General features: G+C 57.0%; 14 protein-coding genes. 3 read left to right on the top strand and 11 right to left on the bottom strand.

Annotation, left to right across the window (positions count from 1 at the left end; genetic code table 11):
• Nucleotides 1-142 precede the first annotated feature (142 nt).
• Together ABVT35_RS15915 and ABVT35_RS15910 are read right to left on the bottom strand one after the other, a co-directional pair.
• Entirely contained in the window at nt 143-1,150 is a 1,008-nt protein-coding gene (locus ABVT35_RS15915) for a GlxA family transcriptional regulator (protein WP_368467567.1), read from the bottom strand.
• 305 nt (nt 1,151-1,455) lie between these two features.
• Nucleotides 1,456-1,722 carry a DUF1127 domain-containing protein gene (locus ABVT35_RS15910; RefSeq protein WP_368467566.1) on the bottom strand — a complete coding sequence of 89 codons (267 nt, stop codon included), beginning with the start codon at nt 1,720-1,722 and terminating at the stop codon, nt 1,456-1,458.
• Between the two features lie 154 nt (nt 1,723-1,876).
• On the opposite strand from ABVT35_RS15910, the gene ABVT35_RS15905 reads away from it, so the two are divergent.
• Entirely contained in the window at nt 1,877-2,770 is an 894-nt protein-coding gene (locus ABVT35_RS15905; protein ID WP_368467565.1) for a LysR substrate-binding domain-containing protein, read from the top strand.
• Between the two features lie 28 nt (nt 2,771-2,798).
• Here ABVT35_RS15905 and ABVT35_RS15900 read toward each other — a convergent pair whose 3' ends face one another.
• From ABVT35_RS15900 to ABVT35_RS15860, 9 genes are all read right to left on the bottom strand, one after another.
• Nucleotides 2,799-3,740: an OmpA family protein gene (locus tag ABVT35_RS15900; RefSeq protein ID WP_368467564.1), complete on the bottom strand. Its 942-nt coding sequence runs from the start codon at nt 3,738-3,740 to the stop codon at nt 2,799-2,801.
• Nucleotides 3,741-3,862: 122 nt separating this feature from the next.
• Nucleotides 3,863-5,920, bottom strand: a complete 2,058-nt coding sequence (locus ABVT35_RS15895; protein WP_368467563.1) for an ASKHA domain-containing protein — start codon at nt 5,918-5,920, stop codon at nt 3,863-3,865.
• Nucleotides 5,921-6,014: 94 nt separating this feature from the next.
• Entirely contained in the window at nt 6,015-6,968 is a 954-nt protein-coding gene (locus tag ABVT35_RS15890; RefSeq protein ID WP_368467562.1) for a methyltetrahydrofolate cobalamin methyltransferase, read from the bottom strand.
• A gap of 23 nt (nt 6,969-6,991) precedes the next feature.
• Nucleotides 6,992-7,897 carry a methylenetetrahydrofolate reductase gene (locus ABVT35_RS15885; protein ID WP_368467561.1) on the bottom strand — a complete coding sequence of 302 codons (906 nt, stop codon included), beginning with the start codon at nt 7,895-7,897 and terminating at the stop codon, nt 6,992-6,994.
• Complete coding sequence (locus ABVT35_RS15880) at nt 7,866-8,198, bottom strand: virulence factor (RefSeq protein ID WP_368467560.1); 333 nt, start codon at nt 8,196-8,198, stop codon at nt 7,866-7,868. The genes ABVT35_RS15885 and ABVT35_RS15880 overlap by 32 nt, the downstream gene beginning before the upstream one ends.
• A gap of 189 nt (nt 8,199-8,387) precedes the next feature.
• Entirely contained in the window at nt 8,388-9,155 is a 768-nt protein-coding gene (locus ABVT35_RS15875) for a formyl transferase (protein WP_368467559.1), read from the bottom strand.
• Nucleotides 9,156-9,244: 89 nt separating this feature from the next.
• Nucleotides 9,245-9,889 carry an exopolysaccharide biosynthesis protein gene (locus ABVT35_RS15870; RefSeq protein ID WP_368467558.1) on the bottom strand — a complete coding sequence of 215 codons (645 nt, stop codon included), beginning with the start codon at nt 9,887-9,889 and terminating at the stop codon, nt 9,245-9,247.
• Between the two features lie 217 nt (nt 9,890-10,106).
• Complete coding sequence (locus ABVT35_RS15865; RefSeq protein ID WP_368467557.1) at nt 10,107-10,718, bottom strand: DUF1638 domain-containing protein; 612 nt, start codon at nt 10,716-10,718, stop codon at nt 10,107-10,109.
• A gap of 78 nt (nt 10,719-10,796) precedes the next feature.
• Nucleotides 10,797-11,498, bottom strand: coding sequence for a corrinoid protein (locus ABVT35_RS15860; RefSeq protein ID WP_368467556.1), 702 nt, complete (start codon nt 11,496-11,498; stop codon nt 10,797-10,799).
• A gap of 364 nt (nt 11,499-11,862) precedes the next feature.
• Here ABVT35_RS15860 and ABVT35_RS15855 point away from each other — a divergent pair, with 364 nt between their 5' ends.
• Both ABVT35_RS15855 and ABVT35_RS15850 read left to right on the top strand, forming a co-directional pair.
• The gene (locus tag ABVT35_RS15855) at nt 11,863-13,434 is read left to right on the top strand and encodes a trimethylamine methyltransferase family protein (RefSeq protein ID WP_368467903.1); all 1,572 of its coding nucleotides are present in this window, start codon (nt 11,863-11,865) and stop codon (nt 13,432-13,434) included.
• Between the two features lie 83 nt (nt 13,435-13,517).
• Nucleotides 13,518-14,222 carry a ferredoxin gene (locus ABVT35_RS15850; protein ID WP_368467555.1) on the top strand — a complete coding sequence of 235 codons (705 nt, stop codon included), beginning with the start codon at nt 13,518-13,520 and terminating at the stop codon, nt 14,220-14,222.
• Nucleotides 14,223-14,229: the final 7 nt, after the last annotated feature.

Genomic DNA, 14,229 nt, shown 5'->3' with positions numbered 1-14,229 from the left:
TCAGCATTCGTACATCTACTTAGAGTTGAATATATGGTCTAGAGGTGCGCCCGGTAATCCACAGATGCCGGACAAACGTTGCGGCCTGCAGCAAGAAGAAATGCGCCGGCTGCATGTTATACAGCCAGGAACCTCAATTGAATCAGGCAGCCGATGTCAGCAATTGCTTGCGATCGGCGCGTTCCTGCTGCGGCGAGCGGCCGTAGAGTTCGCGATAGCATTTGGAAAAATGCGATGCCGAGACAAAACCGCAGGCGACTGCCACTTCGACCACAGGCATGGAGGACTGGATCAGCAAGTGCCGGGCCCGGTCGAGTCTAATTTCCAGATAGTAGCGGGCAGGGGAGCGGCCCATTTCCTGGCGGAACAGGCGCTCGATCTGGCGGCGTGAAAGACCGGCATATTCGGCGATCTCGAGCAGCGATAGCGGCTCGGAGAGGTTGCCTTCCATCAATTCGATGATCGACAGGACTTTGGAGTTCTGCACGCCGAGGCGCGCGCGAAGCGGCAGGCGCTGGCGGTCATGCGGATTGCGGACGCGGTCGGTCAAGGCCTGCTCGCACACGCGGTTGACGAGATTGTCGTCGTGGTCCTCGCCAATAAGGTTCAGCATCATGTCGAGCGATGCCGTTCCGCCGGCGCAGGTGTAGACATTTTCATCCGTCTCATAGAGATCGGCATAGACCTCGGCGAGTGGAAACTTTTCGGAAAAACCCGGAAGATCCTCCCAGTGTATGGCGCAGCGCCGGCCCGACAGAAGGCCCGCTGCTGCAAGAACATAGGCGCCCGTACACAGGCCGCCGACGGAAATGTTGCGGTTGTGCACCTCCCGCAGCCAGGCGTGCACAGATTTCTGCGCGTAGTCCTGAACATTGACGCCGGAGCAGACAAAAACCATTGACGGGCGCTTTTCGCCCGACAGGTTCCGGCGCTCCTCGTCGAGCGATGTCGTTGCTGAAACCTCAATGCCGTTGGATGCGACAACAGGCTGGGCATCGAAGGACGAAACGCGCCATTTGTATGCTTCGTATCCGAGCATCCTGTTGGCAAGCCGCAACGGTTCGATCGCAGTCGCAAATGCAATAAGTGAAAAATCCGGCACCAGATAAAAAACGAAGGATCGCTTTACGGTCGGCGCGTTGTCAGCCATCGCCATCAATCCCTGAACATCGTGGCGGCTAACCTCTCGGAGCCGGAAATTCGGCACGTATTCGTCCGGTCGCCACTGCAGTTTCGACGTATAACCCTATTGGCGGAATGGCTCCGAATTTCCAAAAATCTGTTCAGAAACGTCTCTCCACCCGTTGTGCAATATCGCTATTGCGCAGCGACCTTTACACAGTCCGTCTTCACTGTGAAGTGAAAATTTCGGGCCCTGAGAGGAATTTTATGCGCTAGTGCGCACCTGCCGTTGCAGCTGGAAATACCGGCGCACCTAAGGCACGCCGGTCCTGTTTAAAAGTCATCGCGCATGCACGGATTTTGCTCTTCATAGCGCCCCGGCCAGCCGATGTCGCGCAGCATATGATCATCGAGTTTGGCTATCTCATTCTTTGCTTCGCGATACAGTTTTTTGCATTTTCTGCGCTCGTTCCAACGCACGACCGCGCGTGCTGTACGGTTCACAGTGTCCGTCAATACCGTGCTGACGGCTACGCCACGGCTTGCTTCCATGACAAGACCGAAAACGGGCGAATTATAAGAATTCTGGTTGTTCAACATTGTCAGGCTCCTTCATGATTGCCGGCTTTCCGCTGTTGGAAATTCGCCGGTGTCAAAAAAGGTCGCGACCCTTGATCTTGACTATGGGGCTATTGTCTGGTTCAATCAAATGAAAAGAAATCATTGTTTCATTCAGAAAAATTGAACGATAACCATGAACGCTCCACTTAATCACCCGGTACCGCTTCTCGAACTCGATATTCTGCGCACCTTTGTCGCTATTGCAGACACGGGCAGCTTCACGGCAGCTGCATCGATCGTGTTCCGTACGCCCTCTGCGGTGTCGATGCAGATCAAGAAACTTGAAGAAATGCTGGGGCGCCCGGTCTTTGCGCGCGACGCACGCTCGGTGTCGCTGACCAATGACGGTGTGGTGCTGCTTGGATATGCAAGACGCCTTTTGTCGCTCAACCGGGAGGCTGTATCTGAATTCATATCGCCGGACATATCCGGCGTCGTGCGGCTGGGTGCCCCTGATGACGTTGGTGAACGGGTCCTGCCGAGCGTTCTCAAGCGCTTTGCCAAGACGCATCCCTCGATTGCGGTCGATGTGGTGATCGACATGAGTTCGAATCTGATCAAGCGTCTTGATGAACGGCGGCTCGACATTACGCTTTTGACCTGCACGACAAACAATGTGCCGCCGGGCGGCGAGGTGCTGCTGACGGAGCAGCTCGTATGGGCGGGTGCGAAAGGCGGCAGTGCGCATTTATGCTCGCCGCTTCCTGTATCCATGTGGGAAGAAGGCTGCGCCTGGCGGGCAGGGGCCGTGGACGAACTCGATGCACGCGGCATCTCGTACCGGATTGCCTATATGAGTGCCCATACGGCCGGCCAGAGGGCGGCCATCATGTCCGACCTTGCCGTTGCGCCGCTGCCCAAGTCCTTTGTCGGTGACGATCTCGTGGTGCTCGGTGAAGAGGACGGCCTGCCGCCTATCGGCACCTATTCACTTGGCATGCTCGTCCGGCCGGATGCCGAAGCGCCCGTATGTGCCGCGGCCGATCATATAAGGGCGACTTTCGAAGTGTTGAACGAGGCGGCGTAGGCAGCCAGTCTGCAGAATTGATGTGCTTTTATCGCGGGATCATTTCAACCCTGCGGTTCTTGGCGCGTCCGTCCTCCGTGTCATTTGGTGCGACGGGTGCGAGAAATCCCGCGCCGGCAGCGACCATGCGATCCTTGCCGATTCCGTATGATGCGGCCAACGCGTCGACCACGGACTGGGCGCGGCGGTGGGAAAGGTCGAGATTGTATTTCATGTCGCCCTGATTGTCGGTATGGCCGACAATAACGACCGAGAGTTCGGGTGCGCCTTTCAGGAACATCGCCATCTGCTCCAGCGTTGGGGCGGATTCCGGTTTGATGTCCGCCTTGTCGGTGTCGAAATAAATGCCGTAGAGCGCAACGCTTCCCTTTTCCGCGAACGCGTCCTGCATGGCCTTGGCGTCGACCATCTGGAAGGCAAGCTTGTCGACCACGACAACCGTCACCTGGGTGCGGATTTTCTTGTGCGTGTCGGCGCTTATGACGACTGAAGCATAGACCTCGCCCTCATCGTTCGTGCGCTTTGCGCCGAGATAACGGAAATTGAACGGGTCAACGATCATTTTCGGTAGGGGAAATGTGTCGAGCGCGTAGGCCAGATTGCCGCCGCCGCACTCCTTGGTCTTGCATTCAAAGACGATTTCAAAACCCTTTTCCTTCAACCCCAGTTCAAAGTTTCGCGCGACTTCAGCAAGTGACTTGTCGGCGTCCAGCGTATAGGCGATGCGGGTGACCGCGCCTTCAAGCGGTTTGAGATTGTCAGGGTTTCGTTGCGTAGCCGGCTCGTCGACAAAATTGTATTCGTCGAACTCGCGGACGTCATAGGCAACGATGAACGAGCCGTCGAACCGGCCGACAAGCGGATGATCAGCGCTGCCGGCAATGTCCTCGGCAATGGACGCGGATGACAGGATTGTCGCGAACGCTGTCAGCGCGGCCAGACGGCTTATTCTGCGGAATGCAATTCCCATAGCTTTGCTCCGTAGCGGCTGTCTTTCGATCCATCGATCTTATGGCATCGCAGCCGGGAGCGCATAGGTGCCGGACAACGCCAGCTTGGAATTTGCACGGACAGTGTTGCCGGATTGTTTGTCTAGTCGCGCCGGCGACGGCCCTCGCGGCGGCGACGGCCGCCAGGTGCGCCCTCTGCAGCGACGGCCGGTTCGGCTTTTTCCGGTAGCTTGACCGCTTCGGCGAGCTTCGGGAAGGGGTCGATCTTGTTGGGCAGCGCCATGGCGTAGACAAAATGCTCCTGGAATTTCGGCTCCAGTGCGGTTTCGATCTTTTCGATCTCGGTCACGGTCTTTTCGATCTCGCGGCGATAATCGCGGTTGAGAAGCGCCATGCGGGCGCCGGTTCCAGCGGCGTTGCCAACTGCCTTGACCTTGTCGAGCCGGCAATCGGGAATGAGGCCGAGCACCATGGCGTATTTGGGATCGATGAAAGAGCCGAATGCGCCGGCAAGGCCGATGCGGTCGACATGATCAATGCCCTGCTTGTCCATCAGCAGCTTGATGCCCGCATAGAGCGCCGCTTTTGCGAGCTGAATGGCGCGCACGTCGTTCTGGGTGATGGTGAGCGGCGTTTCACCGTCCCACAGAACATATGAGAAGGTACGGCCGTCCTTGATGATGCGTTCGGATTTTTCCGCAAGATCGCCATTAACGACACCGTCTTCGGTGATGATGCCGGCAAGGTACATTTCGGCGATCACTTCGATAATGCCGGAACCACACACGCCGGTTACTCCGGTCTTTCCGGCCAGGGCTGCAAAACCCGGTTCATCCGACCAGGCGTCGATGCCGATCACACGCACGCGCGGCTCGAGCGTTTCCGGATCAATGCGCACCCGCTCGATGGCGCCCGGCGCGGCGCGCTGGCCACAGGAGATTTCCGCGCCTTCGAAGGCAGGACCGGTCGGCGAGGAAGCTGCGACGACCCGGTTCTTGTTGCCAAGAACGATTTCGGCATTGGTGCCGACATCGACCAGCAGCATCATCTCGTCCTGACGATGCGGGCCTTCGCTTAACGTGGCGGCGGCGGCGTCGGCACCGACATGACCGGCTATGCAGGGCAGCATGTAGACGCGCGTGCCGTCATTGAGCGCGAGATTAAGTTCGGAAGCCCAGCTATGGACAGCGCCGGATACGGCAAGCGCAAAGGGCGCGCCGCCAAGTTCAGTCGGATCGATCCCCAGAAACAGGTGATGCATGATCGGATTGCCGACGAACACGGCGTCGAGAATGTCGGTCGGATCGACGCCCGATTCGGCACAGACCTCTTCAATCAGGCCGTTGAGCGCAATGTGAACCGCCTTGGTCATGGCTTCGCAGCCATCGGGGTTCATCATCACATAGGAGACGCGGCTCATCAGATCCTCGCCGAAGCGGATCTGCGGATTGGAAGCACCGGCCGAAGCGATGGTCAATCCCGACAACAGCGATGACAGGTGCATGGCAATCGTCGTCGAGCCTATGTCGCAGGCGATGCCATAGGCCTCGTTCTTGAGGCCCGGATAAAGCGCGATCAGGGAGGGGCGGGCGGTATCCATGTCTTTATGGATTGCAGCGGTAACCGACCAATTGCCGCTGCGCAGGATTTTCTGCACCTGCGGCAGCACATGCTGGTCGACGATGATGTCGGTAAAGCCCCAGTCGCGCTCGAGCGCCTGTTTGAGACGGTCGAGATCGCCAAGCGGCTTGTGCATGTCAGGCTCTTCGACCTCGACATAGCACATCTGAATCGCCGGGTTCCTGTCGATCAGCCGCGTATCGGCTGCTTTCCTGACAATCTGTGCATTGACCTGCACATCCTGCGGCACATCGACGACGAGATCGCCCTCTATGGTGGCCGAGCAGGAGAGGCGGCGGCCGTCTTTCAGGTCGCGCTTGTCGGCGTAACGCTTTTCCTTGGCGCCGAACGCTGAAATATGGCTGTTTGCGGAGGTGATGCCGTGTTTGGCGAAATTGCCTTCCTGCACCTCGATCTGGCAGCGGCCGCAAATACCGCGTCCGCCGCAAACACTCTCGACATAGACGCCGAGTTGACGCGCGGCTTCAAGGACATGCGTGCCCTTCTTGAAGCGTCCGCGCCGGCCGGAAGGCATGAACAGAACCAAAGGGTCTTTTTCACCTGAAACCTTTTGGTCCATCTTCAGCTTCCTTCCTGATCCGCACGAATCAACGCCTTGACGTTGCAGCAGGATCGTTGCCGGGACAAGCCCGGCAACATGTTCAGTCCGGCTTTTAGGCGCGTGCCCGGCGTCCGCCGCGGCGACGGCCGCCTCCGGCCGCGGCAGCAACGGCGGCGTCGGGTGATGCAGGCGTTGCGCCGTTGAGCGGTGTGTGGTCGCGGTAGGTCATGATCCAGTTCTGGCAGTTCGGATCCGTCGCATTCAGTACATTGGCGCCATGAACCATTTCCATTTCCTGCGGACGGCAGGGGTTCATGATCGCAGACGTCATGCCCGATGCGATGACCATCGGAATGAATGCTGCGTTGATGGCATGGCGGTGCGGCAGGCCGAAGGAGATGTTGGACAGACCGCAGGTGGTGTTGACGCCGAGTTCATCGCGCAGACGGCGCACCAGCTTGAAGACCTGCTGACCTGCCGTGCCCATGGCGCCGATCGGCATGACCAGCGGATCGACGACAATGTCTTCGGCCTTGATGCCGTAATCGGCGGCATGCTCGACAATCTTCTTGGCGACGGCAAAGCGCACATCCGGATCTTCGGAGATGCCCGTTTCGTCGTTGGAAATAGCAACAACCGGTACGTCGTATTTCTTGATCAGCGGCAGGATCGCCTCGAGCTTTTCCGTTTCGCCGGTTACCGAATTGACCAGCGGACGGCCTTTGGCGATCTTGAGTCCGGCTTCAATGGCGCCGGTAACGGAGGAATCGATCGAAAGCGGCACGTCGACGAGGCTCTGGACGATCTCCAGGGTCTTGACCATAAGTGCAGGTTCGGTGGCGTTCGGATCGACCGCGGTTACGCCGGCATTGACGTCGAGCATTGTGGCGCCGGCGGCGACCTGTGCAAGCGCGTCGGATTTGACGGTCTCAAAATTGCCTTCCTGCATCTCCGCAGCCAGTTTCTTGCGTCCGGTCGGGTTGATGCGTTCGCCGATAACGCAGAATGGCTGGTCGAAACCGATGACGATTTCCTTGGTCGCTGATGCGACAATTGTGCGGGCCATGGGGCAGTCCTTGGTTATGGGCCTCAGTTCTGGGCAGTTGTCGTAGAAGGATATAAAGATGTCTTTATATCCCATGAGCCACGATTTTCAAGCCATTCGGACGTTTTCTTCAATCCGCCGAAGGCAAAGACGTGAATTTGGCGGATCGGAGTCTCTGTGTTGTTGAGCACGTGCTGCTCTATCGGACCCACGACGGTTTCAGGCGAATGCGATGTTGCAAGCGTCGTCAATGACAATGCGTTCTTCTTCAGGAAGTTCATCGAATTGCCGACGCCACACATGGCCGCAAATTTGATCAGTGTGGTGATCTTTGCCGGTCCCGCGACACCGAGATGAACAGGCAGGTCGATGCCGTTTTCCCTCAGGCTGTCGGCCCAGGCAATGAATTTCTGTGCATCGAAGCCGAACTGCGTGACGATGCGAAGCTGGGCATCGCTGCGCTCAGCAAACGATTTTTTGAGACGAAGGGCCTGCAGGGCGACTTCTTCAGAGAAATCCGGGCTGCCTTCGGGATGACCGGCAACGCCGATCCTGTCGATGCCGTATTTGTCGAAATAGCCGGTTTCGAGCACTTCCATAGTGGATGAGAAGTCGCCAGCCTGGCGCTCAAGACCGCCGCCGATGACGAGGACGTTGCGGACACCTGCTTCTTCGCTCATGCGCTTGATGCGGTCTTCAAGAGCGGAACGCGTTGTCAGGCGGCGTGATGCGAAATGCGGCACCGGTTCATAGCCGAGGTCACGCACGCGGCCCGCTGCTTTGACCAGCATATCGGTCGTGTCCGTGCCGATATCGGTGATATAGACACTCGTGCCCTGCGGAAAGAGACCCGGCAGGTCGGTTGATTCAACCGCCTGGCGCGGAGCCACTTCAATTGACGCGGCAATCTTGTCCGGTCTATGCGACTTCATTTCCACCACTGTCGTCATTCTTTCCTGCTCTTCCTCCCGATTTGACCAAGTCAATCAGGCGCTCCTTGGTAAAGCTGTCTTCCAGAAGGGCTGCGGCCTTGTCCGCTTCCGCCTCCAGATCGTCGGAAACCGGTTCGGGAGTACCGCGCCGCCATTCGGCCAGATACTCGTCCGTTTCATGAGCACCGGAACGCATAGCACACATGTCGATGGCTTCGGTAAAGCGCAGCGACAATTCGCGTTTGGCACTTTTGCGGCCTTTCTTGACGATGACCTGAGCGGGTATGTCCCGCCAGTAAACGGTAATCAGATCAGCCATTGTTGGTCTCCTTGACGCGTAAAATGGTTATAAACCGTTCGCCTGGCTTGCTGTGCGACGACGTGCAACACGCTCAAAAACGACGTGCGGGTCAAGAATCAATATAAGGCGCTGCTTTCAGGTGCAAAAGCCGGCATACGAAACTGTCCAAAACAACGTATACGCCAGACAGCCGGATGGGTCGGGAATCTACCAGATTCCGCGGGTTGCGCCATTCCAGACATAGGACCAGATCGGCGGGTGAAACCACTGTTTCGACGGCAAATCACTGCTTATGGGCGTTGTTTTGCCTTCCAGCACGTCCATGACGGCAGATATGCATATTTCACGCGAATGGGCGGCCTGAAGCATGGCGTAGGTCGCGATCGAATCCTTCGGTGAGGGTTTCATGCGCGCCTGTTTGAGAATTGCGCCGGTATCGACCCCTTCATCGACGAGATGGACCGTTGTGCCGAAATTTTCCACATCATTGTTGATGCGTGCCCAATATCCGCCGAGCATGCCCCTGTATTTGGGGTTTATGCCGGCGTGATAGTTGATGACCGGAGCCTCGATGGCTTCCAGGGTTTTGCGGTGAAGCATGCGGCAACCGGCCAGAAATACGACATCTGGCTTTTCACCGGCGATGGCAGCGATGCAGTCCGGACTGTTCGCGGATTCGACTGTAATGATCTTCTGGTCCTGGGCGGGAACGACCTTTAGGCCGAATTCCCCGATAATTTCATTTTCGCGCTGCTGTGCGACCTTTTTTGAAAGGCGCGACACCATCATGGTCGCAAATTGTCCGGCGGTGCTCAGATAACCGACCTTTGCCGCCCGGCGTTTGAGGAAGTGCGCTTTCGATTCAGGCTGCTCATGAATCACGGTAACGGGCCCGAATTTCTCAGCCAGTGCATTGATTACAGCCCAGGGATAGGGACCGCCTGCCGTGATTGCCACGATTTTGTGTTTTTCCATCAACGCGCCTCAACCAGGGTTGCCGCCAAGCTGCGTGGACAGACCCTAAGCGCATTTGGAAAAGATAAAATTAATGATCCGTACGGTGACTAGACCACCGAATTAAACAGGGCGGTGGTCAGGAAAATCGCCAGAGCAAATATCAGGGCTGCGACAATGCCGATGATGGATCCGATCGCAAGACAGTTGCCATCCTGCTCGGTGCTGGCAAGGCCGATCGTTGCAATCGCAAAGGCGGGAAGCCAGTTTCCAAGCGGAATGGGAACGACAACGATAATGGCAAGAAACAGTGTGTAGATGCCAAAAAGCCGTTCGAACAAGGGATTTGAGAGCGGCCAATTGCGCGGACGAACCCAGGCCTCCATCCATTTCAGCCAGGGAACGGAGCGTTTTATTATTTTCTGGAGCGTCTTTTTTTCCAGTGCGTAGTTGGCAAGCGGCTTCGGAAGCCAGATTTTGTGCCGGCCGGCTACGATCTGCCATGCCACAAATATCAATGGCAGGCCGAGGACCAGCGTTGCGCCCGGCGGCAGCGGGATAAGATTGGGAATTGAAAAAACCAGCAGGAAGGCACCAAATGATCGTTCATCCAGTGCTTCAGCTATTTCCCGCAACGTTGTGCGATCCCCTGCGTTTTCGGAAAGCTCTTTGAGCAATTCCGAGAGGCTTTCGGGGTGTTTGTCCTGTTTGGCCGAAATACCCGGAACAACGCTATTTGCAGAAGTCTCGCTCAAAATCGTCTCTCTTCCGCTGCAACCCGAACGGTGTGTTTCTTACAATTCCGGTAGCATCGAATTATCGAAGAAATAAGTCGGCCCCGCCCTCAAAGGCACAAATTGCACCTCGTTCCGGGCAACACATGTGGGACTTTTACGCTTCTTTGGCAAGGGGCGATTTCAAGGAAGTTCCGCTGCCTTGCGCCGGCCGGTTCACCGGCAGGGGCAGACTGAATCAGGCAGTCACAAGCGCCGACTTCAAATCGCCGTATCCGGTGAAGCGGTATTCATATTCGAGCCCCAGGATTTCGGCTGCTTTTTGCGCCTTTTCCTGCAGTTCGGGATCTTCCTTCTGGGACAGATAGATCAGCTTGCGGTAATTGCCGAAATACATATCGCGCAGTTCTGGGTGTTTTTTCAGGCCCAGCGGCTCAATGATGAAGGCCTCGAACTGTCGGGCAAGAAAATCGGTCAGAAAGAAGGCGTCGACATCCTCATCCCATTCGGAAAATGTGTCGTTGCCTGCGAAGAATGAATAGCAGTGCGGCCCGGCAATGCGCTCGACGCCCTCTTCCTCGCAGACCCTGTCCAGCAAGCCACCAGTGCCGCAATCCGCATAGGCGACATAAATTCTATCAAAACCTTCGTCGCGGGCCTCTTTTATGGCGGTCCTGACCCCCGGGGCTATACGATCCGGATAAAGGTGCCATTGTGCGGGAAGGCATGTCAGATCGATGTGGGCAAGTCCATTTGCTTCGCACACGGCCAGAATCTCGCGCGCAATCGCACCGCATCCGATGACCCGGACGGGCGATACATCTGATTTGTTGTCGGCGCTCTCGCTCATGGCTTTGCATCATACCCCATTATGCAAAAAGGCGGCCAGTGGGCCGCCTTGTGATCTGGTAACGCCTGGAAGCAGCCCCTATCCGGCGTTTGCAAGTGAATTGTGCTTGCGTGCCATGAATTCCTTTGCCGTTTCAACAGCGACCGCAGCGTCACGACAATAGGCATCCGCTCCAACGGCCATGCCGAATTCCTCATTGAGCGGCGCTCCGCCGACCAGCACGACATAATCGTCGCGCATGCCCTTTTCCTTCATCGTATCGATGACAACTTTCATATAGGGCATTGTCGTCGTCAAAAGGGCAGACATGCCGATAATATCCGGCTGATGCTCTTCGATGGCTTCGAGATAGTTCTCAACCGGATTGTTGATGCCGATATCAACAACATCGAATCCGGCGCCTTCCATCATCATGCCAACGAGATTCTTGCCGATGTCGTGAATGTCGCCCTTGACCGTGCCGATCACCATTTTGCCGAGCTTTGGCGCGCCGGTTTCCGCGAGCAGCGGACGCAAGATAGACATGCCGGCCTTCATGGCGTTGGCAGACAGGAGAACTTCCGGCACAAAGAGGATGCCGTCGCGGAAGTCCTCGCCAACGATGCGCATGCCCTCGACGAGTGCCTTTGTAAGGACATCGTAAGGCGCCCATCCGCGTTCCAGCAGAATGTTGGTTCCTTCTTCGATTTCCTCTTTCAGGCCGTCATAGAGGTCATCATGCATCTGCTGTACGAGTTCATCGTCAGACAGTTCGGATAAAATGATTTCGTCGTCGGACATCGGCATTTCCTCGATGCTAGCGATTGCGTCGCTCTTGAACCACGTAAGTGCTTATCTTGACAAGTGTTATGCTGGAAAGATTCCGATTGCGACTTCTCAAAAACGACGCGTGTCGCAATGAAAAGCGACGGGCGGATTTGAGAGGCGCTGATTGCCGCCATCAAAAGCGTTCATTTGAACGTTACATGCTCATGTGCGGCGCCTGTCGCCATAGCGTCACGGCTTGGCGCTTAGAGAAAGGCAGCAGCCGGTTGGTGGATTAGCATGGAATGCAGTTGTTCAATTGGGCTTTGAGCTGGAGCGGACGCGAATTGGATGTTTCAATTTGACCGTCGCCGATCAGGCCGCACGAGAGGTAACCGTAATGGAAGCTGAAAAATCAAGAACCGACCGCGGCGCAGGTCGGCGTGGCAGGGGTGGATCGGGTGGCGCCGCAGCGCGCAGAGCGTCGCGAACCGGCGGCGGACCCGGTGAGAAACAATTCTATATCAAGCGAAAGATCCGTGAATACGAGGTGCTGGACGAAGAGGGCCTGGCGCTGATTGAGGCCAATGCGGAAACAGTGCTGGAAGAAGTCGGCATCGAGTTTCGCGACGATGTCGAGGCGCTTGACATGTGGCGTGAAGCCGGGGCCGAGGTCAAAGGCGAGCGGGTTCATTTTCCAAAGGGTTTGTGCCGGTCGCTGCTGAAGACGGCACCGCCGGTGTTTACGCAGCAGGCACGCAATCCGGAGCGCTCCGTGCAGATCGGCGGCAAGGCAACCGTCTTTGCACCCGTATACGGCCCGCCCTTCGTGCGGGATCTTAATGGCGAGCGGCGCTACGCGACAATCCAGGACTTCGAAAATTTCGTCAAGCTCGCCTATATGGCACCGTCGATGCACCATTCCGGCGGCACCGTATGCGAGCCTGTGGATATTCCGGTCAACAAGCGTCACCTTGATATGGTCTATTCCCATATGCGTCTCTCAGACAAACCGTTCATGGGATCGGTGACGGCACCGGAGCGCGCGCAGGATACCGTTGACATGTGCAAGATCCTCTTCGGTGAGGACTATGTCGATCAGAACTGCGTTGTCATAAACCTGATCAATGCCAACTCACCAATGGTGTTTGACGATACCATGCTTGGTGCGGCCAAGATCTATGCGCGCAACAACCAGGCCTGTATCGTTTCGCCCTTTATCCTTGCTGGTGCGATGAGCCCGGTTACGGTTACCGGAACGCTTACGCAGATCCTCGCCGAGGTGCTTGCCGGCGCTTCCTTCACGCAGCTTGTCCGTCCAGGTGCGCCGGTGCTGTTCGGCACTTTCGCCGCATCGATTTCGATGCAATCGGGTGCGCCGACATTCGGAACGCCCGAACCGTCGCTCGTATCTTATGGCGCGGCGCAACTGGCGCGACGGCTGGGTCTGCCTTTCCGCACGGGCGGATCGCTCTGCGGTTCGAAGGTGCCGGACGCCCAGGCGGCGCATGAAAGCGGCGCGACCTTGAACATGACCCTGCTCGCAGGCACCAACTTTGCGCTCCATTCCGCCGGCTGGCTGGAAGGCGGCCTGGTCTCATCCTATGAGAAATTCATGATCGACCAGGATCAGCTCGGAATGATGCAGAAATTTGCCGAAGGCGTCGATCTTTCGGAAAATGCCCAGGCCCTGGACGCCATTCGCGAAGTTGGTCCGGGCAGCCACTATCTTGGGTGTAATCACACTCAGGCAAACTTCCAGACTGCCTTTTACCGCTCGCCGCTCGCCGACAACAATTCATTCGAGCAGTGGCAGATGGAGGGTGAAAAGCGGATCGAGGCGCGTGCCAACGAGCTTTGCCGCAACTGGCTTGACAGCTATCAGGCACCGGCGCTTGACGAAGGCATCAATGACGGTCTTCGTGATTTCATCCGTCAGAAAAAAGAGGCGATGCCCGACGCCTTTACATGAAAGAAGCCCGCGGACGGCCGGGCTAAAGTGGCCGATCTGATCCACAAGGACGTCTGGCGTTCCGCTTTTCGGGATGAAGAGCCGTGAGCAACGGCAATGAGGGCAGGGCGCCGGACGAGGTCTATGGTCTTCTGGACCAGGCCCTTAAGCGTCACGGGTTGATGGCCCGTGGCGGGCTTTACCTGGATAGTGATGCCGATCTCGCCGCGCGTGAATATGGCTTTAAGACAGTGGTGCTTGCCGGACATGCCGGCTCATCATTTTGGCCGGAATTCGAGCGCTTCGACAAAGACTATGATGGACCGGATCCGCTCGACGCGTGGTCAAAAACCATCGCAGAGCAAATTGCATCGGAGTTTGCCTGCAAGGCCCTCTACCCGTTCGAGAAACCCTGGTGGCCGTTTCAAAGCTGGATTGGCAGGACGGAGGGGCTGAAGCCTTCGCCGCTCGCCATTTTGATCCATCCGCAATACGGGCTGTGGCATGGCTACAGGGCAGCATTTGCATTTCAGGAAGCAATCGCCATTCCTGCACCGCAATCGCTCATGCATGCCTGTGACGATTGCGCAGACAAACCGTGCCTTTCCGCTTGTCCTGCCGAGGCGGTCACCCAACATGAATTTCGCCTGAAGCAATGTCGCGGGCACCTTACGGGTGAGGAGGGGCACAACGGCTGCTTGGTTGCCGGATGTCTGGCGCGAAATGCCTGCCCGGTGGGCAGCAATTATCGCTATTGTGACGCGCAGTTGCGCTTTCACATGAATGCACTGGAGTTGCCGGGTATCTGATCCCGAA

The sequence above is a fragment of the Hoeflea sp. TYP-13 genome (assembly GCF_040932035.1).
Taxonomy (GTDB): domain Bacteria; phylum Pseudomonadota; class Alphaproteobacteria; order Rhizobiales; family Rhizobiaceae; genus Hoeflea_A.
This window is presented reverse-complemented; position numbering and strand designations above follow the sequence as displayed.